The 17,472-nt window shown below is 60.3% G+C and carries 19 protein-coding genes and 1 tRNA gene; 5 read left to right on the forward strand and 15 right to left on the reverse strand.

Annotated features, from left to right (window positions below; translation table 11 throughout):
* Nucleotides 1-47 precede the first annotated feature (47 nt).
* Together ACTIE1_RS05030 and ACTIE1_RS05035 are read right to left on the reverse strand one after the other, a co-directional pair.
* On the reverse strand, nucleotides 48-650 hold the full coding sequence (locus tag ACTIE1_RS05030) for a nicotinate-nucleotide adenylyltransferase (RefSeq protein ID WP_439562381.1): 603 nt from the start codon (nucleotides 648-650) through the stop codon (nucleotides 48-50).
* 123 nt (nucleotides 651-773) lie between these two features.
* Nucleotides 774-850: transfer RNA gene (locus ACTIE1_RS05035), tRNA-His, on the reverse strand.
* A gap of 202 nt (nucleotides 851-1,052) precedes the next feature.
* Between ACTIE1_RS05035 and ACTIE1_RS05040 the strand changes: the two genes are divergently transcribed.
* Complete coding sequence (locus tag ACTIE1_RS05040; RefSeq protein WP_439562290.1) at nucleotides 1,053-1,262, forward strand: DUF6324 family protein; 210 nt, start codon at nucleotides 1,053-1,055, stop codon at nucleotides 1,260-1,262.
* Nucleotides 1,263-1,415: 153 nt separating this feature from the next.
* Here the strand turns inward: ACTIE1_RS05040 and ACTIE1_RS05045 are convergent, their stop codons facing one another.
* The 11 genes from ACTIE1_RS05045 to dapB form a co-directional block, all read right to left on the reverse strand.
* Nucleotides 1,416-1,760: a hypothetical protein gene (locus ACTIE1_RS05045; protein WP_439562291.1), complete on the reverse strand. Its 345-nt coding sequence runs from the start codon at nucleotides 1,758-1,760 to the stop codon at nucleotides 1,416-1,418.
* A 43-nt stretch (nucleotides 1,761-1,803) separates the two neighbouring features.
* Nucleotides 1,804-3,459 (reverse strand): DNA repair protein RecN, encoded by a 1,656-nt coding sequence (gene recN, locus ACTIE1_RS05050; protein WP_439562292.1) that lies wholly within the window; start codon nucleotides 3,457-3,459, stop codon nucleotides 1,804-1,806.
* Between the two features lie 36 nt (nucleotides 3,460-3,495).
* Nucleotides 3,496-4,359, reverse strand: a complete 864-nt coding sequence (locus ACTIE1_RS05055; RefSeq protein WP_439563288.1) for an outer membrane protein assembly factor BamD — start codon at nucleotides 4,357-4,359, stop codon at nucleotides 3,496-3,498.
* Nucleotides 4,360-4,444: 85 nt separating this feature from the next.
* Nucleotides 4,445-5,365 (reverse strand): UDP-3-O-acyl-N-acetylglucosamine deacetylase, encoded by a 921-nt coding sequence (lpxC, locus tag ACTIE1_RS05060; protein ID WP_439562294.1) that lies wholly within the window; start codon nucleotides 5,363-5,365, stop codon nucleotides 4,445-4,447.
* Between the two features lie 233 nt (nucleotides 5,366-5,598).
* On the reverse strand, nucleotides 5,599-7,356 hold the full coding sequence (gene ftsZ / locus ACTIE1_RS05065) for a cell division protein FtsZ (RefSeq protein WP_439562295.1): 1,758 nt from the start codon (nucleotides 7,354-7,356) through the stop codon (nucleotides 5,599-5,601).
* A 182-nt stretch (nucleotides 7,357-7,538) separates the two neighbouring features.
* On the reverse strand, nucleotides 7,539-8,873 hold the full coding sequence (gene ftsA, locus ACTIE1_RS05070) for a cell division protein FtsA (protein ID WP_439562296.1): 1,335 nt from the start codon (nucleotides 8,871-8,873) through the stop codon (nucleotides 7,539-7,541).
* Nucleotides 8,873-10,180 (reverse strand): cell division protein FtsQ/DivIB, encoded by a 1,308-nt coding sequence (locus tag ACTIE1_RS05075; protein WP_439562297.1) that lies wholly within the window; start codon nucleotides 10,178-10,180, stop codon nucleotides 8,873-8,875. Before ACTIE1_RS05075 ends, ftsA begins: the two co-directional genes overlap by 1 nt.
* The gene (locus ACTIE1_RS05080; protein WP_439562298.1) at nucleotides 10,168-11,088 is read right to left on the reverse strand and encodes a D-alanine--D-alanine ligase; all 921 of its coding nucleotides are present in this window, start codon (nucleotides 11,086-11,088) and stop codon (nucleotides 10,168-10,170) included. The genes ACTIE1_RS05075 and ACTIE1_RS05080 overlap by 13 nt, the downstream gene beginning before the upstream one ends.
* Before the next feature lie 51 nt (nucleotides 11,089-11,139).
* Nucleotides 11,140-12,102, reverse strand: coding sequence for a UDP-N-acetylmuramate dehydrogenase (gene murB / locus ACTIE1_RS05085; RefSeq protein WP_439562299.1), 963 nt, complete (start codon nucleotides 12,100-12,102; stop codon nucleotides 11,140-11,142).
* A gap of 198 nt (nucleotides 12,103-12,300) precedes the next feature.
* Entirely contained in the window at nucleotides 12,301-12,657 is a 357-nt protein-coding gene (locus ACTIE1_RS05090; RefSeq protein ID WP_439562300.1) for a dihydrodipicolinate reductase, read from the reverse strand.
* 124 nt (nucleotides 12,658-12,781) lie between these two features.
* The gene (dapB, locus tag ACTIE1_RS05095; protein ID WP_439562301.1) at nucleotides 12,782-13,582 is read right to left on the reverse strand and encodes a 4-hydroxy-tetrahydrodipicolinate reductase; all 801 of its coding nucleotides are present in this window, start codon (nucleotides 13,580-13,582) and stop codon (nucleotides 12,782-12,784) included.
* A gap of 106 nt (nucleotides 13,583-13,688) precedes the next feature.
* Between dapB and rbfA the strand changes: the two genes are divergently transcribed.
* Genes rbfA through ACTIE1_RS05115 form a run of 4 tightly spaced genes read left to right on the forward strand, consistent with a single transcriptional unit; the run spans nucleotide 13,689 to nucleotide 16,325 of the window.
* On the forward strand, nucleotides 13,689-14,114 hold the full coding sequence (gene rbfA / locus ACTIE1_RS05100; protein ID WP_439562302.1) for a 30S ribosome-binding factor RbfA: 426 nt from the start codon (nucleotides 13,689-13,691) through the stop codon (nucleotides 14,112-14,114).
* Nucleotides 14,098-14,856, forward strand: a complete 759-nt coding sequence (locus ACTIE1_RS05105; protein WP_439562382.1) for a phosphodiester glycosidase family protein — start codon at nucleotides 14,098-14,100, stop codon at nucleotides 14,854-14,856. Before rbfA ends, ACTIE1_RS05105 begins: the two co-directional genes overlap by 17 nt.
* Nucleotides 14,857-14,886: 30 nt before the next feature.
* Nucleotides 14,887-15,795, forward strand: a complete 909-nt coding sequence (gene truB / locus ACTIE1_RS05110; RefSeq protein WP_439562303.1) for a tRNA pseudouridine(55) synthase TruB — start codon at nucleotides 14,887-14,889, stop codon at nucleotides 15,793-15,795.
* A complete protein-coding gene (locus ACTIE1_RS05115) occupies nucleotides 15,792-16,325 on the forward strand; it encodes a DUF1643 domain-containing protein (RefSeq protein ID WP_439562304.1) in 534 nt (177 codons plus the stop codon). The genes truB and ACTIE1_RS05115 overlap by 4 nt, the downstream gene beginning before the upstream one ends.
* Before the next feature lie 18 nt (nucleotides 16,326-16,343).
* Here ACTIE1_RS05115 and ACTIE1_RS05120 read toward each other — a convergent pair whose 3' ends face one another.
* Nucleotides 16,344-16,814, reverse strand: coding sequence for a hypothetical protein (locus ACTIE1_RS05120; protein ID WP_439562305.1), 471 nt, complete (start codon nucleotides 16,812-16,814; stop codon nucleotides 16,344-16,346).
* A 115-nt stretch (nucleotides 16,815-16,929) separates the two neighbouring features.
* Nucleotides 16,930-17,367, reverse strand: a complete 438-nt coding sequence (gene irr / locus ACTIE1_RS05125) for a Fur family transcriptional regulator Irr (protein WP_439562383.1) — start codon at nucleotides 17,365-17,367, stop codon at nucleotides 16,930-16,932.
* Nucleotides 17,368-17,472: the final 105 nt, after the last annotated feature.

The following is a 17,472-nucleotide window of genomic DNA, read 5'->3' on the forward strand; positions in this document are numbered from 1 at the left end:
GCCATCCGCGCCACAAAACAATGTGTTTCGCCATTGGCAATATTGAACTAACCCCAAAATCCGGCAGCGCGCAGCTGCGTCGAGGAAATGTCGCGCATAGGAATCGTGATGTAGCACCATGCGGGGGCATCGATATGCGCCAGTTGCATTGCCCGCGCTGGCAGGATGCGCCTGGCCGCATAGGCGCGCGCGGCAACCGACGACAGCGCACGCCGTTGCTGGCCGGGACGGGCGATCACGGCGACCGGCACATGGTCCATGATCCAGCGCCAGTTTTCCCAGTGATGGAACCCCGCCAGATTATCCGCGCCCATGATCCATACAAACCGCCGGTCCGGATATATCTGCATCAACCGCTGAAGCGTATCCGCCGTGTAGCGCGTGCCAAGCTGCGCCTCGGCGGTGGTGATATCGACGCGCGGATGCGACATCAATTCACGCGCCCGCGCAATCCTTTGGTCCATAGGTGCCGGGCCATTCACCTTTAGCGGATTGCCCGGCGACACCAACCACCAGACGCGGTTCAGCCCGAAGGCGCGCAGCGCATGGCGCGTCACATGCGCATGTCCGTCATGTGCAGGATCGAAAGACCCGCCAAACAGGCCGATAGCCGCCCCTTTGGGCGCGAATGGCAGCAGGTGGCGGGCAATGACAGGCAAGGCGCAAACCTTATCGTTCAGAAACAACAGCTTTGCGACATACGCGCCCGCACCGGCAAACACAAGCTGCGCGTCCGACCCGCAAACCACAAACAATCAAGGTGTTGGTGAAGGTGGTACCGCCTCCCCGGCTTGAACGGGGGACCTCTGGATCCACAATCCAGCGCTCTAACCAACTGAGCTAAGGCGGCACTGCGGGCGATTTAGCGCTGCTGGCGCACGAATGCAATAGGGCATGTGCTTGAAAAATCGCTACACTGCGCGTATCGCAACGACCAAGACAGTGTGCAATGCCCCGATCGGGGCTTTGCATGCGACTGAACAAGGCACCAGCGGTGCCATTATAGCAGGCAGTCTGGCCAATGGATCAGGCGTAAACAAGGATGTGGGAAAATGGGAATCAACACCGAAAGCGATATCTCCGCGAATCTGCAAATCGGGCCTACGACAATGGGGATGGTCCGCATTTATGTCGCAGGCGATGGCATCGATCTGCCGCTTGATTTCGACCCGGAAGAAGCCGAAGAAATCGCGCAGGAATTGCGCACAGCCGCAGCAGGTGCCCGTAAAATGGCGGAAGCGGCAAAAGCGAAGAAGAAATAGGACTGTCGCGCCGGTTGCTACATCGAAAAACGGGACAGACCCTGCAAGCCTGTCCCGCCACGATGTCCATAAACGCACGGCCAAGCCGCGCCATAACTGCTTCAAGGCATCAGCTCTGCGCGTTTCGGCATCCTGCTTGCGCGGGCTGTTGCGTCAGATCAGCATGATCCGCGCCATTCCGGTCGCGGTCTGGTAATTGCAACGCACCTCGATCTGTGTGCCGCTGCGGGTGACACGCAGCATAACATCGCGCGCGTCCTGCCCGTCCGGACCCGTTACGCTGCGCGAACCTGCAACGCCCTGAACCTCCAGACCGCGATCCTGTCCCGCAGCGATGCAAGCCTGCTCTGCGTCAGCGCCGCCCATCGGCTGGATATCCGATTGCGGGGCAACCGACGCTGGCGCAGGAATAACCCTGTTCGGGCCAGTTGCCATTGGCGCACCCATGCACCCTGCAAGGACAAGCACGAGGGCCATACCGCCTGCGCTTCGTGTCATGCGCTGAAACCGTGTTTTTGTCATGCTACTGCTCCAAATTCTGTCAGGTGCCCGCTTGCAACAGATCCTCTGCCGCGGCGCGGGCTGCTGGCGTTATCGTATCACCCGACAGCATTCTTGCAATCTCCTGAACACGGTCATCGGCGGAAAGCGGCACAACACGCGACAAGGTAATGTCATTGTGAAGCTGCTTCTCGACACGCCAATGATGGGCACCAAGGGCGGCAACCTGCGGCGAATGGGTGACAACCAGCACCTGCGCCCCATCGGCAAGGGCGCGCAACCTGCGGCCCACGGCATCAGCTGTGGCCCCGCCAACCCCGCGGTCGATCTCATCAAAAATCATGGTAACACCCGCAGCGCCACGGGCCAGACAGACCTTCAGTGCCAGCAAAAAGCGCGACAATTCCCCGCCGGACGCAATCCGCGACAACGGGCCAGCCGGTGCGCCAGGGTTGGTTGCGACTTCAAACGTTACCGAATCCGCGCCATCAGGGCCGGGGTCATCGGATATGACGACTGTGGTGAAAATCGCGCGCTCCAGCTTCAGGGGTGCCAGTTCACGCGCCATATCTGCATCAAGGCGCTGCGCCGCGTCCTGTCGCGCCGCACTCAGGGCGCGCGCTGCCCCTTCATAGGCGGCGCGCGCGTCCCCCTCGGCGCGGGCGAGTTCAGCCATATGTTGCGCGCCGTTGTCCAACGCGGCCAGACGCTGGCGCAATGTGGCAGCGAAATCGCCCAGATCATCGGGCAGGACGGAATGCTTGCGCGCCAAACCACGCAGACTGAACAAGCGGTCCTCGACGGCCTCCAACTCCATCGGATTGACATCCAGCGCGTCAAGGCAGGCCTCGACGCCGTTTTGCGCCTCGCCCAAAGCGTCCATGGCGCGGCCAAGGGCCTCCAGCGGGGTGTCAAGGCGTCCCTCAACTTCGGGGGCCGCCCCTTCAAGCCAGCGCGTTGCATCGACCAGCATGCGCTCTGCCCCCTCTCCGGACAGGGCGGCAAGGGCGCGCGCAACATCACCTTTCAGCTTTTGTGCGGCCTGCATCAGACGGCGGCGGGAATCCAGCGTGACTTCTTCACCAGGTTCAGGGGCCAGCGCATCCAGCTCTGCCACGGCATGGCGCAGAAAATCTTCCTCGGCCTTGACTTCGGCCAGACGTGCGGCCGCACTCTCATGGGCCTTGCGCGCCTTGCGCAAATCGGACCACGCGCTGCGGGTGGCAGCAATCTTGTCGGAAACGCCCGCATAGGCATCCAGCAAGTCACGATGCCCGCGCGGGTTCAACAATCCGCGGTCATCTTGTTGCCCGTGCAATTCGACCAGTGTTTCCGACAGGGCGCGCAGCACCTCGCCCGAGGCACGGCGGTCATTCACCCACGCAGTCTTGCGTCCGTCGCGCGCGTTGACCCGCCGCAGCAATAGCGTATCGGATGGTGCGAAACCCGCATCTGCCAGAATGGCTTGCGCAGGGTGTTCAGGGCCTAGCGCGAATTCGGCCACCACCTCGCCTTGCTCGGCGCCCTGCCGAACCAGATCCGCACGGCCGCGCCACCCCAGAACGAAGCCCAGACTGTCCAGCAGGATGGATTTTCCGGCACCTGTTTCACCTGTCAACACATTCAAGCCCGGCTGAAACACCAGTTCCAGCCGGTCAATGATCAACATGTCCCGAATATCAAGCGAAAGCAGCATAGGCGCGCCCCTAGTCCTTAACTGACATGGGCGGTATCAGATCCAGTCCCCGCGCACGGCCTGACGATAGATGCGGCTTAACCACCCCTCACCGCTATCGGACGGTTCCAGCCCCTGTCCGGTCAGCAATGCAAAAGTATCCTGATAGAAGGGGTTCGCCTCGAAGTTATAGCCCAAAATGGCAGCGGCCGTCTGCGCCTCGCCGCGCAGGCCAAGCGACAAATAGGATTCAACCAGCCGGTGCAACGCTTCCGGGGTATGGGTTGATGTCTGGAAATCCTCGACAACGACGCGGAAGCGGTTGATCGCCGCGTTGTAATTGCCGCGTTTCAGGTAATAGCGCCCGATTTCCATTTCCTTGGCGGCCAGATGGTCAAAGGCCAGTTCAAACTTCAGCACAGCAGAACGCGCGTAATCGGTGTCTGGGTAATCCTCGATCACGCGGCGCAGGTGTTGCAGGGCCTGAAACGTAACGCCTTGGTCACGCCCGACTTCATCCACCTGATCATAGAATGACAACGCCAGCAGATATGCTGCATAGGGCGCTTCTTCATCATTCGGATACATATCCAGAAAACGCTGTGCGGCGGCACGGCTGTCTTCGTATTCGCGGCTGCGGTGATGCGCATAGGCTTGCATGATCAACGCACGGCGCGCCCATTCAGTATAAGGGTAAAGCCGTTCGATTTCCTGGAAATAGCGTAGCGATCCAGATGACCGACGCGAGGTTTCCAGTTCATATTCACCGCGTTGGTAGATTTCTTCGGCGGTGAAACCGGATAATGATTCGTCAGGACCAGTGTTGCGGTTACACGCCCCCAGTGCTGCCAAAACTGCAATACCTATTGCAAAACTCCGAAAGCTTGCCCGCGAAATCATCTTGGCACTACCCCATCCCATCAAAGAGTGCCTTTGTCCTAGCACATAAAAAACCAAGGCGCAAAACGCCTTTTTGCCCAATTTGCCCCTGCGATGCCCCGAAAGGTTACGCAGACAGCGGCATATCCTTCTCGCTTAGATTTGCGCCCGGCAGGCGGGCGACATTATGCGCCTCGCAGGGGACAATTTCGTAGTTCTCCGGATCGGAAAACAGCGCCTGAAGCAGCTTGCCGGTCAAGGCGTGTCCAGCCTTGATACCTTCATAGCGCCCGATGATGGAATGGCCCGCAACATACAGATCCCCCATCGCATCCAGCATCTTGTGACGCACAGGTTCATCCGCGCGGCGCAATCCGCCCGGTGTCAGGACCGCGCCGCTGTCGAACACGACTGCATTGTCCAATGTGCCGCCAAGCGCCAGACCATTGGCCTGCATCACTTCTACGTCTGCACGCATGCAGAATGTGCGGCAATCGCTAAGTTCGCGCAAAAACGCACCGTTATACATTTCCAATGACTGGCGCTGAAAACCGATTGCCTCATCCGCGAAGTCGATCTCGAACGTCAGTTCCAGACCATCGGCTGGCAACAGGCTGGCGCGCGCACCGTTACATTCCACAGTGACAGGACGCAGAACACGCACAACGCGCACAGGTGCGTCGCATTGCACCAGTCCCGCAGCAAGTATGCGCGCGACAAACGGGGCGGCGCTACCGTCCAGAATTGGAACTTCGGGACCGTCAATTTCAATCCGAAGATTATGAACCCCGCAGCCGTGCAGCGCGGCCATCAAATGCTCGATCGTGCTGACCGATGCGCCCGCGTCATTTTGCAAGACAGTGCACAAGCTGGCTTCGACCCAGTTTTCGGGCGTCACTGCGATGACATTATCGGTCTCTACAATATCGGTGCGGACAAATGTCAGGCCATGATCTGCCTTTGCGGGGCACAATGTCAGACGGACAGGAACCCCGCTATGAAGTCCTGTTCCAACGATACTGACATGTTTCGCTAAGGTTTGTTGCATACTGTCCGCCACTCTGTCCGCGTTTTACTGCACCTTACTGGCGCTTGCCCTTAACTAACCGCTAGAATGCTGCAGGTGCAATTCACAGATTGTGACCCTTTGTAACAATAGGCCGCGCATTGGGCAGGTTCTTGCACATGAAATTCCGCGCCGCGCAACGTCTTGTATTCAATACGCAAAAAGACCGGCATTGCCGGTCTTTTCACAAATGGTCAAAATTGAAAGTTACCTTGTCAATTCGCCTGACGACGCAGGAAGGCAGGAATTTCGATACGCTCGTCCGATGCAGCAGGGGCTTGCTCTTCGTCGTATTGATGCATTGGCGGCGACACGCGACGCTGCGCGGCAGATGCCGGACCGTCATTTCCGTGCCCTGCCATACGGCTGATCAACGATCCGATCCCGAAGCGTGACCCGCCCCGATCCCCTTCCGATGCAGGTGCGGCAAGTGCGGCAGGACGCGGGCGTGGTGCCGGATGTTCCGGCCCTTTTTGAACGGCACGCTGCAAACGGGCCAGTGTTTCTGGCGAAGGGGTGCCGGGCGCATTGCGACGTGGCGCTGTGAACTGCGCGGCGGGATGCGCATTCTGCCCGTTGTCAAAGACCGAGTCGATGTCAAACCCGTCATCTTGCATATGGTCATGATAAGCGGCTGCATCATTCCGGTCATGCGCCGCATGACGCGGCTGCGGGGCGTGCACTTCTTGCGGGTGCGGTGCTGGCTGAGGTTCATAGCGCGCAGGCTCCGGATTTGCGGGGCGCATCGCCTCGCGCGCGAACAGGTTCTGCTGCTCCGGCTCAGGGCGGGCATGGGGTTCCGCACGCTGTGGCTGGTATTGCGGCTGGTAATGCTGCGGTTGCGGTTGTGGTTGTGGCTGCGCATGGTTTGCCTGTGCAACGGCAGGTGCCGGCTGTTGTTCAACCGGCTGCGGCGCGGGTTCCGCAGGGCGTGCAGCACGTTCCGGCGCGGGCACGGGTGTCGACAGGCTGCGGCGCGGCAGGTCTTCTGCTTGCGCATTCTGAACCGCATCTATGCCGGTCGCCACAACGGACACGCGCAACGCGCCTTCCATTGCGGGGTCCAGCGTCGAGCCCACGATGATGTTCGCCTCGGGGTCGACCTTCTCGCGAATGCGGTTTGCGGCTTCGTCCAACTCGAACAATGTCAGGTCGTAGCCACCGGTGATATTGATCAAAACACCGCGTGCGCCATGCAGGCTGATTTCGTCCAGCAGCGGGTTGGCAATCGCTTTCTCTGCGGCCTGAACGGCACGGTCTTCGCCCGTTGCCTCGCCGGTGCCCATCATGGCCTTGCCCATCTCGTCCATCACGGCGCGCACATCGGCAAAGTCCAGGTTGATCAGGCCGGGGCGCACCATCAGGTCGGTCACGCCTTTGACACCCTGATACAGCACATCATCCGCCATGGCGAAGGCTTCGGTGAAGGTGGTCTTTTCGTTTGCCAGACGGAACAGGTTCTGGTTGGGGATAATAATCAGCGTATCAACCACCTTTTGCAACGCTTCCACGCCTTCTTCGGCCTGACGCATGCGCTTGGCGCCTTCAAACTGGAAGGGTTTGGTCACCACGCCCACTGTCAGGACGCCCAGTTCGCGCGCGGCCTGCGCGATAATAGGCGCAGCCCCTGTGCCGGTGCCACCGCCCATACCGGCAGTGATAAAGCACATATGCGAACCGGCCAGATGGTCGATTATTTCCTCGATGGTTTCCTCGGCGGCAGCGCAACCGACAGAAGGGCGTGCGCCCGCGCCCAGACCTTCGGTGATTTTCACACCCATCTGGATGCGACCGGGGGCCTTGTTCTGCTGAAGGGCTTGCGCATCGGTATTGGCGACGACGAAATCGACGCCCTCCAACTGCTTGTCGATCATGTTATTGACCGCATTGCCACCTGCGCCGCCCACACCGAATACGGTAATTCTGGGGGCCAGCTCCTGATGAGTATCAGTTTCTACGAAATTCAATGCCATGATCACTCCGCCTCGTTTTTTCCGAACCCTGCCCGCCAATGTCCCGCGTCAGGGTGCTGGTTTTGCTTGAATCTACAGTGCTTCGCTCCTTAGGTCATCAAAAAAGTCACTTTTCTGCACCAAATATGGCAATTTTTTCATCCAGACTCACTGGATTTCAACAAACACGACACATATTGCGGCTACCAGTTGTCCTTGAACCACTTGACAGCCCGCCGCAGCGACCGCGCCGGATAGTTTTGGGCAGGCAAGTCGAAATCCCACCACTCATCCTGCGGGCTGGTCGCAAGCAGGCTCAGACCGACAGAGCCGGAAAATGACGGGCCGGATGCCGCTTGCGGCAAGCCGCGCACGCGCACCGGACGGCCCAGACGCACCTGCTGGCCGAATATCCGCGCGGCCAGCCCGTCGATGCCCGGGATCTGGGCGCCACCGCCGGTCAGGACAACCTGCTGGCTGGGCAAATAGCCAAACCCTGCCGCATCCAGTCGCGCGCGCACATCTTCCAGTATCTCTTCAATCCGGGGGCGCATTATGCCAATCAGTTCGGCGCGGCTGACAGTGCGCCGGTCTTTTTCCCAATCGCCGGAATTCCCGCCGATCTCGATCATCTCTCGGTCATCCATCGATGTGGCCTGCACACCGCCGTGAACCGTCTTGATGCGTTCGGCGGTCGTCATGTCCACCTGCAACCCCTTGGCAATGTCCAGCGTCACATGCGCGCCGCCCAATCGCACGGTATCGGCGAAGATCATGTGCTTCTTGATGAAGATGGAAACGCCAGACGTGCCCGCCCCCAGATCGACACAGGCCGCACCCAGTTCCTTTTCATCCTCGACCAGTGCCGCCATGCCGCTTGCATATCCACTGGCAACGATACCCGCCAGTTCGACATCACAGCGTTTCAGGCAGTTGCAGATATTTTGCACAAGCGAGGTATCGATCGTCACCATATGCATATCGCAGGCAAGCTGCTGGCCAATCTGGCCGCGCGGGTCCGACAGTCCGGTGCGATGATCCAATGCGAAATTGATAGGTTGCGCATGCAACACATCACGACCCACGCCAAAATCAGGCACGTCACAGGCCGCCATCACCCGCGAGATGTCATTTTCAACGACTGTCGTGCCCTCGACATCAACCTCGCCAGCCAGCCCATAGGACCGGATTGCGCCGCCGGACACGCATACGATGACATGGTCAACGCGGGTCTGCGCCATCTTCTGGGCGGCCTGAAGGGCTGTGCGCAATGCGGTTTCGGTTTCGGACATCGCGGCAATTTCACCCAGACGCACACCGCGCGACCGCGTCGTACCCGCACCGATTACACGAAATCCGGCCTGCCCGCCCAGGTTTCCAATCGTTGCCGCCTTCGGCTCGGGGCTTGTCGGGTCCACCTTCAGGACAAGTGCGGCGACCTTGTATGTGCCGATATCAAGAACGGCGATCACGCCGCGTTGCATTGCTGCACGGCGCATTTGCCGCATGGCCCGTTGCGAGGAGTAGGGATCTATCATTACTGCAATGCCTCCGTGTTTTGAGAGCGGATTGCGCGGATTGTCTCCATCGCGCCCTCACTTATTTGCAAGACCGGACGCGCGGGGTTGCGCATGTCAGCGGCAATCAGGTCACGCGCCAGCAAATCCTGCGCCTGTTCCAGCGCGATGACATGCTCTAGCGCTGCAATCGCGCCGGTTTCGGGTAATTTGATACGCTGGTCACGGTCCAGAACCACATCCCAGCGGCGTTCACCAACACGCACAAGGCCGTGGACGCGCTGGCCAAGGGGGGATGCGGCATCAAACAGGTCCAGCGCTTCGGGAACATGCGCATTGCCGCCCTGCCCCGATATAACCGGCAGATCCGCAAGCGCGGACCGGTCCGGCGCGAACCCGATACGCATGCCTTCTATGTCCAGCACTTCCAGCCCTTCGGCCGACCGGAACAGGATGACAGGGACACGTTCCGTAACCGAAACCGACAAGACGCCGTCTTGCATAAGTCGCAGATCGGCGACCAGAATTGCATCAAGCAACTCTATCCGCGCGCTCAGTTCATCCAGATCAAGCCGCCACGACGATTTTGGCAGTTCCGGTTCCAGTGCGGTGCGAATTGCATCTTCCAACTCGGGGGCAAGATCGGGCAGACGAAGTTCGCTGACCATGAAATCCGGACGATCCACGAAGGCGGAATAGGCGGCTTCTGCCTGCGCGACCATCGCCAGGCGCCGGTCCTCGCTGGACAGGGTCAGCGCGGCGGCAACCAGACAGGCCACAATCGGCAATCCGATCTTGATTGCACGGCGATATATAGGTGTCAGCCAGACCCGCTGTATCCGGTAGGACAGGCGACTGGGCAGGTGCGATCTACGGCGCGGCTTGGCTGCAGACCGGTGCGGGCGCGAATTTACTGGCGGCGGGGCTGCAATGGGCTGGCGTGGTTGTGCCGTGCGCTGCGCCGGCGGTCGGGTGCGGATTTCCGCATCAGCGGATTGCCCGACAGCGCCATCAGGCGACCATGATGCGGCTTCACGGGCGCGCAAGGTGTCATCAAGACGGGTGAACCCATGCTGCGGCATGGATCGTGGCGGGGCCATATCCACAGATGACAGCGGCACCGGCGCGACGGCCACCACATCCGGCAGGGGCACACCGGTCAGAATATCCTCTCGTGCGTATTCATCCGCGCGGGTGGCGCCAAGATGGTCCCAGAAGCTGAGTTCCGGTGAAGTCGCCGAAAGCGGGGCATCCCCGTCATGGGTGTCTATATGATGGCTGGACAATCCATCATCACGGTCGCGGTCAAAGGGGTCTACCGGTCGCATGATGCATCCTCGACCATCCAGCGGCACAGATCGGCGAAACTGGTTCCGCAATGCGCGGCCTGCTCCGGTACAAGCGATGTCGGTGTCATTCCGGGTTGCGTGTTCAGTTCCAGCAGGATCAACCCGTCAAGGCCGCGCCCTTCGTCCCAACGAAAATCGGTGCGGGTCACGCCGCGACACCCCAGAACCTGATGGGCGCGCAACGCGTAATCCAGACAGGCTGCGTGTATTTCGGCGGGAATATCGGCAGGCACCACATGACGAGAGCCGCCGGGGCGGTATTTGGCGTCATAGTCATACCAGCCATCGGTCACGATATCCGTGACTGTCAGCGCGCGGTCACCCACAACTGTGGTGGTCAGTTCGCGCCCCGGAGCGAATGCCTCGACCATGACAAGTGCGGGCATTTCCTGCCCAAGCTGCGGGGGGGTATTTGCCCCGTCATTGACCAGATAGACGCCGACGCTGGACCCTTCGTTATTGGGTTTGACCACATATGGCGGTTCCATAAGGTGGCGCGCCATCACGTCCGCTTTCGGGGCGATCAGGCTGGGCAGGACCGGCAGGCCCGCAGACATAAACGCGGCCTTCGCGCGCTCCTTGTCCATCGCAAGGGCCGAAGCCATGACACCTGAATGGGTATAGGGAATGCGCAGCCATTCCAGAATGCCCTGAACACACCCGTCCTCGCCGAAACGGCCATGCAATGCGTTGAAAACAATATCGGGTGCAATATCAACCAGACGCTGCGCCACATCGCTGCGCGCGTCCAGTTCGATCACTTCGTATCCCGCCACCCGCAGCGCCTGCGCGCATTCATGCCCTGATGACAGCGAAACCTCCCGCTCGGCCGAGAGTCCGCCCTTCAGAACACATACTCGGGGGGCTGCCCTGCTCGACATGCCCATTCCCACTGCCTCTGGGCCTTTGTGGCCCTTTTTGCCCCATTTTCGGGGTGTTTATTGTGTATTCACCGCGCCAGTTACAAGTTCAACCGGCGGCAGATCCATGTCGGGCAAGCTGTCGCCGACCCGCATGATTTCCCAGTGTAGCGAAATACCGCGCGCTTGCAAAACCCTTTTTCGCACTTCTTCGCCCAACCCCTCCAATTCGGCGGCAGTTGCGCCACCGGCATTGATCAAAAAGTTGGGATGTTTGGGCGACATCTGCGCGCCCCCCATGCGTGCGCCGCGCAAGCCCGCATCCTCGATGACCTTCCACGCTTTCAGGTCATGCACATCATCCTCGCGTCCGGTCGAGCTGAATCCGGCAGGGTTGCGGAATGTTGACCCGGCACTGCGGTCCTTGGTGGGCTGTGTCGCGTCGCGGCGGGCAAGCTGCTCGGTCATGCGCGCGTGCAACATGTCGGGATCGGCGGCAGGCGCATTGAACCGGGCCTGTGTTATGACCATGCCTTCTGGCAAATCGGACTGCCGGTATGCCAGATTCAGCGCGCTGGCGGGCAGGACATGTCGGTCACCTGCACGGTCAATGGCGGTCACATCGATCAAACGATCGGCGACATAGGTGCCGTAGCACCCCGCATTCATGCGCACAGCCCCACCGACACTGCCCGGAATGGTGCGCAAAAACGTCAGGTCACGCCCGGCATCTGCGGCTTTGCGGGCGACATGCGCATCCAGCGCGGCGGCCCCTGCGGTAACGGTATCGGCTGCATCAATAGCGTTGAACCCGCGCCCCAGCCGGATGACCACCGCGCGGATACCACCGTCACGAACAATCAGGTTTGACCCGACCCCCATGGGAAACACGGCAATGTCAGGATCAAGCTGGCGCAAGAAGGTGCGCAGGTCATCCTCATCTGCGGGCTGGAACAGCCAGTCAGCAGGCCCGCCCACGCGCAGCCATGTCAGGGTGTCCAGCGGTTTTTGCGCGGTCAATGTGCCACGCACGGGGATCATTTCGGGTGTCATGCCGTTGAATTAGGCAGGAATGGAGGGTTTGTCCAGATGCAGGGCATTTATGTCTGAACTCAGCCATAGCCGAAATGTAGGTGCCTCCGGCGGGAGTATTTGGGGCAAGATGAAAAGGTCAGACGGTCGCAGCCCGAGCTAGGGGGATGGATGGATCAAACACCCTGCACATTTCGTCCAGCAACCCTACCGTAGGCGCAGGTCCGCAAAATCCCCCTGCCCCTGGTCCGAGATGAAACGCAATGTGTTTCCGTCGCGCAAAACCAGCTGACAATTATAGGGGTCGCCAGAGCTGCCGAATTCCAGCGTGCGGCAGAAAAAGCCATCGCGCCATTCCCACATGCCGCCCACGCGCATTCCAAACCCGCGCCCTGTAATCTGGCCTTCCGGCAACACTTCCAGCCGGACGCCGAACCGCGCCAGTTCACGCCCCTCCACAAGGCTGCGGAACGTGGTTTCGTCGCGCACGGGTTCAAAATCGGCCTTGGCCGCAAGGGGCGTGACTGCCAGCATGGCAACCAGCAAAACAAGCAGGGGCTTCATGGCGTTCCTCCGGTGTCTTTGACAATGGTGGTACGCAAAGATACGCAGGCTGGATCATGCAAGTTTCAAAGCGCACGCGCCCTGCCAACGCACCGGCGAAAACCCGCCGAACACCGAAACCCCGCTACAGGCCCAGCACGTCGAGCATGGAATATTCACCCGGCGGCTGCGTCTGCAACCAGATCGCCGCACGAATGGCCCCGCGCGCAAACAGCGCCCGATCTGACGCCACATGGCGCAACACGATCCGTTCGCCCGGACCGGCGAAAACGACGTCATGTTCCCCGATAAAGTCACCGCCACGGATCGCATGAAACCCGATTGCGCCCGCATCACGCGGGCCGGTTATGCCATCGCGGCCACGGTCGGCCACTTCCGGCAACAGCACCCCGCGCCCGCGCGCCGCCGCCTCGCCCAGCATCAGCGCAGTGCCAGAGGGGGCGTCTACCTTGTGGCGGTGGTGGGACTCGATGATTTCGATGTCGTATTCTGTGTCCAGCGCCTGCGCGATCTGCTGTGTCAGCTTCACCAGCAGGTTGACCCCAAGGCTCATGTTCCCGGCGCGCATGATGCGGCCTGTGGCACTGGCCCGCGCAATGGCGGCCAGATCATCATCATCAAAGCCGGTGGTGCCGATCACATGGGCAACCCCGGCCAGTGCGGCCTGCTGCGCCAGCGCAACCGACACGGCAGGTGCCGTAAAGTCCACAATCGCGTCCGAGCATTCCAGCGCCTGCGCCAGATCGTCTGTCACGATGACACCGCGCGCAGCCCCGCCCTGCACCACGCCCAGATCCTGGCCGATCCAGTCATGCCCCTGCCGTTCGACCGCCGCCGAAAGGACCGCAAGATCGCTTTCGTCCACCAGCCGCAGCAACATTTGCCCCATACGCCCCGAAACACCCATTATCGCAATGCGGACCATTTGCCCCACTCCTGCCAAGATCACAGTTTCGCGTATTCCTAGCGGTTGGGGCGGAAATTGGCAAAGGCTCGTTGCGCGCGGATACAGATTGACCTAAATGGACAGTATGAGTGTGAAACGCTACCAACAGGGCACAGGCCCGTCGCAACGCCAGCTGCGCGTGGCCGAACTGATACGGCGCACGCTGGCAGAAGTGCTGGCGCGTGGCGAAGTGCATGATCCCGATCTGGGGCGCATGGCGATTACCGTCAGCGAAGTGCGCACATCTACCGACCTGAAGGTGGCAACGGCCTATGTCATGCCACTTGGTGGCAAGGACCAGCAAATCGCACTGAAGGCACTGGCGCGCAACAAATCCGAACTGCGCCATCTGATCGGGCGGGAACTGACCTTGAAATACGCCCCCGACCTGCGGTTCAAGCTGGATGAAACTTTCGACCGGATGGACGACACGCGCCGCCTGCTGGGACAGGAACGTGTCCAGCGCGATGTCGCCGCAGGCGAGCATGATGACGATGCGGACCGCGATTAAGCCGACGCTTGGTGCATTGGCACTTTGGGCGGCAAGCGTTACCGCGTCAGTGGCGGAATGCGCGCGCACGGATTATCTGGATCACAGCTTCACGACATGCACCGCAACAGTGGGTGATGACCTGCGCCTGTTTCTTTATGCGGACGAAACCAAGGTCTACGGCAACTTCGCGACGATCGACAGCGCATTGACCCGCGAAGGCAAGAAACTGGCCTTCGCGATGAACGGCGGCATGTACCATCCGGACCGCCGCCCTGTGGGCCTGTATATAGAAGATGACAGGGAAGTGTCGCGCATCGTCACCTCGGCCGGGCCGGGCAATTTCGGAATGTTGCCCAATGGCGTATTTTGCATCGAGGACGCGCGCTTTACGCTGATCGAAAGCCGTGCCTTTGCACAGGACCCGCTTGCATGCCGGTATGCAACGCAATCCGGCCCCATGCTGGTCATTGACGGCCAATTCCACCCGCGCTTCATCGAAGACAGTGACTCGCGCCTGATCCGGAACGGGGTGGGTGTTTCTTCGGACGGGAAGCAGGCGAAATTCGTGATCGCCAACACCCCCGTCAATCTGTTCGAATTCGCACGTTTTTTCCGTGACCATCTGGATATGCCGCAAGCGCTGTATATCGATGGCAATGTGTCCCGCCTGCACGCGCCCGGATTGCGGCGCTCGGATTGGGGGGTATTGCTGGGACCGATCATCGGCAAGGTTGTTGACGCGGGCAGGCCCGCCCAGTAGCAGGCGCGTAAACAGACAAAAGGGCACTTCATGGGACGCAAGCGCAAGGGCCGGGCAATATCTGGCTGGCTGGTGATCGACAAACCTTCGGGCATCACCTCTACGGCGGTGGTCAATAAGGTGCGTTGGGCATTGCAGGCCCAGAAGGCGGGCCATGCGGGCACGCTGGACCCCGCAGCAACCGGCGTTCTTGCCATCGCATTGGGAGAGGCCACAAAAACAGTGCCCTATATTACCGATGCGCTGAAATGTTACCGTTTCATGGTGCGGCTGGGTCAGGCCACCACCACCGATGACGCCGAGGGGGCGGTTATAGACACCCGTGAGCAGCGCCCCGATGATGCTGCGATAGAGGCTGCCCTTGGCGCCTTTCGCGGCGAGATTGAACAAGTGCCGCCCCAGTTTTCCGCCGTCAAGGTCGACGGCGAACGCGCATATGACATTGCGCGGGCGGGCGACGAAATGGACCTGGCCGCGCGTCCGCTTTGGGTGGAACGTCTGGACATTGTGGCAAGGCCGGATGCCGATCATGTGGAATTGGAAATGGTCTGCGGCAAGGGGGGCTATGTGCGGTCCATCGCGCGCGATCTGGGTGCGGCATTGGGCTGTCTGGGACATGTCGCGTGGTTGCGGCGCACATGGTCGGGACCGTTTGACGCCAGTGACGGCCTGGGTATGGACCAGATCGAGGCGATGGCCCACAGCCCCGAACTTGACACCCACCTGCGCCCGCTGGAACAAGGGCTGGCGGATTTGCCGGAACTGCCTGCCACACCGGAAGGGGCCGCGCGGCTGCGCAATGGCAACCCGGGCATGGTGCTAAGTGCATCGGTCGAATATGGCGAGGAGGCGTGGGCCAGCTATCAGGGGCGCGCGGTCGCAGTTGGCGTATACAAGGCAGGCGAGTTGCACCCCCACCGCGTGTTCAATCAGGAATGACAATTCCGGGCGAAGTCATAACGCGCAGTCACGTCAAGGGCGACGCGCCGTCGGTGGCGGTCTATTCCCCCTGCGAGGCGTTTCGGTATCTGCTGACCCGTGAATGGGACGCCCGTACAGGGCGGGTGCTGTTTGTCATGCTGAACCCGTCAACCGCGACCGAAGTGCAGAACGACCCCACTGTCGAACGCTGTGAACGGCGGGCACGCACGCTGGGCTTCGGGGCTTTCAGGGTTTGCAACATCTTCGGGTTTCGTGCCACTGATCCGCGCGTGATGCGCGCAGCGCCCGACCCTGTTGGCCCGCTGAACGATACCGCAATCGCACAAAGTGCGGAATGGGCCGACCAGATCATCTGCGCATGGGGCACGCATGGGGAATTCCTGAACCGCGGCGCGCATGTTGAGGCCCTGCTGCGTGCGACGGGGCGCGAATTATGGCATCTTGGATTAAGCAAGGCAGGCCACCCCAAACACCCGCTATATATAGGGTATAATGTCCGCCCGAGCCTGTGGACACCAACGCCCTGAACGGGCGCGCGGCTTCGTTCAGGGAAAGGCTTCGATCTGCAAGGTAGCCATGCAAATATCCGGACCGAATGTGCCTGCCCAGATATCATACCGACCTGTTTGCGCTGAGGTGACCCGAATAGCAGGGTCCACGCCGTCATCATCGTCGTTGAACAGCCACCGCCCGCTTGGCGTGTTGATCAGCAAAACTGTATCGCAACCGTCATGACCCGTGATCTTGAAGCGGATCATCCGGTCCTTGTTGTTCCGCGTCAGGAAAACATTGAAATCCGGTTGAAGGGCAACGAACCCGACCCCGTCAAAACGCGCGCATCCCCACAGATCGACCGACCCGCCTGCGGCAACGGCATGGCGACGCTCGGACCACAGGTCATCCTCGCTGTAGCTAAGGTTGTTTCGCGCCTCGATCGTGAAATCGGGACAATCCTTGGCCATGGCTGCGAAAGGTGAAAGTGCCAGCGTAAGAACCGCCGCAACGAAATGACGCATTCATCCCCCAATGAAAGAAGGACCGGCGTCCGACCGATCCCTGACCTTCTTATATCCGTAGTCACAAAGCCATGCACGCACAGGCAGCGCAAGGCCGGAAAACCGAAATCCGCAATTATTTCCGGCGTAACCGGATCACCACATCAACCCGAGAGATTTCTGCCCCTTCAGGCGCCGATGGCAACCGCGAAAAAGCCACCTCGCCAGAGGGGGCATCAGTCAGTTGCTGGCTGTCTTCCCAGAAGTAATGCGGATGCTCGTCCACGCAGGTATCAAAATAAGATCGGGTCGCATCGACCGTAATCTCATTCATCAATCCCGCATCGCAAAAGGCGCGCAGCGTATTGTAAACTGTTGCAAGCGAAACGGATTCACCGCTTTCTTTTACCGCCAGAAACAGGCTTTCGGCGGTTACATGCCGATCATGCCCGTCACCCACAAGTAACCCTGCAAGCGACAATCGTTGACGTGTAGGCCGGACGCCCGCGCGGGCAAGCCAGTCTGCGCCCGCATTCAGGGCGTCATCGTTCAGTTGTGCAAAATCGGTATCCATGAAACGTATATAGGGCTTGTTGCACATGAATTTCAAACAAAATTCATTCCGGACACCTGCAATCTGTCGTGATGCGCGGGCTTGCATGACTTTGGGGCGCGGTGC

Source organism: Roseinatronobacter sp. (assembly GCF_051859525.1).
Classification (GTDB): Bacteria; Pseudomonadota; Alphaproteobacteria; order Rhodobacterales; family Rhodobacteraceae; genus Roseinatronobacter.

Bases quoted from the DNA above. Each gene is read 5' to 3' on its own strand.
- ACTIE1_RS05045 (WP_439562291.1), bottom strand. From the start codon at position 1,760: ATGACACGAAGCGCAGGCGGTATGGCCCTCGTGCTTGTCCTTGCAGGG.
- ACTIE1_RS05080 (WP_439562298.1), bottom strand. From the start codon at position 11,088: ATGGGCATGTCGAGCAGGGCAGCCCCCCGAGTATGTGTTCTGAAGGGC.
- ACTIE1_RS05120 (WP_439562305.1), bottom strand. From the start codon at position 16,814: ATGCGTCATTTCGTTGCGGCGGTTCTTACGCTGGCACTTTCACCTTTC.
- ACTIE1_RS05055 (WP_439563288.1), bottom strand. From the start codon at position 4,359: ATGGGATGGGGTAGTGCCAAGATGATTTCGCGGGCAAGCTTTCGGAGT.
- ACTIE1_RS05115 (WP_439562304.1), top strand. From the start codon at position 15,792: ATGACAATTCCGGGCGAAGTCATAACGCGCAGTCACGTCAAGGGCGAC.
- ACTIE1_RS05075 (WP_439562297.1), bottom strand. From the start codon at position 10,180: ATGCGACCGGTAGACCCCTTTGACCGCGACCGTGATGATGGATTGTCC.
- irr (WP_439562383.1), bottom strand. From the start codon at position 17,367: ATGGATACCGATTTTGCACAACTGAACGATGACGCCCTGAATGCGGGC.
- ftsA (WP_439562296.1), bottom strand. From the start codon at position 8,873: ATGATAGATCCCTACTCCTCGCAACGGGCCATGCGGCAAATGCGCCGT.
- ACTIE1_RS05090 (WP_439562300.1), bottom strand. From the start codon at position 12,657: ATGAAGCCCCTGCTTGTTTTGCTGGTTGCCATGCTGGCAGTCACGCCC.
- ftsZ (WP_439562295.1), bottom strand. From the start codon at position 7,356: ATGGCATTGAATTTCGTAGAAACTGATACTCATCAGGAGCTGGCCCCC.
- ACTIE1_RS05105 (WP_439562382.1), top strand. From the start codon at position 14,098: ATGCGGACCGCGATTAAGCCGACGCTTGGTGCATTGGCACTTTGGGCG.
- rbfA (WP_439562302.1), top strand. From the start codon at position 13,689: ATGAGTGTGAAACGCTACCAACAGGGCACAGGCCCGTCGCAACGCCAG.
- murB (WP_439562299.1), bottom strand. From the start codon at position 12,102: ATGATCCCCGTGCGTGGCACATTGACCGCGCAAAAACCGCTGGACACC.
- lpxC (WP_439562294.1), bottom strand. From the start codon at position 5,365: ATGCAACAAACCTTAGCGAAACATGTCAGTATCGTTGGAACAGGACTT.
- dapB (WP_439562301.1), bottom strand. From the start codon at position 13,582: ATGGTCCGCATTGCGATAATGGGTGTTTCGGGGCGTATGGGGCAAATG.
- ACTIE1_RS05040 (WP_439562290.1), top strand. From the start codon at position 1,053: ATGGGAATCAACACCGAAAGCGATATCTCCGCGAATCTGCAAATCGGG.
- truB (WP_439562303.1), top strand. From the start codon at position 14,887: ATGGGACGCAAGCGCAAGGGCCGGGCAATATCTGGCTGGCTGGTGATC.
- recN (WP_439562292.1), bottom strand. From the start codon at position 3,459: ATGCTGCTTTCGCTTGATATTCGGGACATGTTGATCATTGACCGGCTG.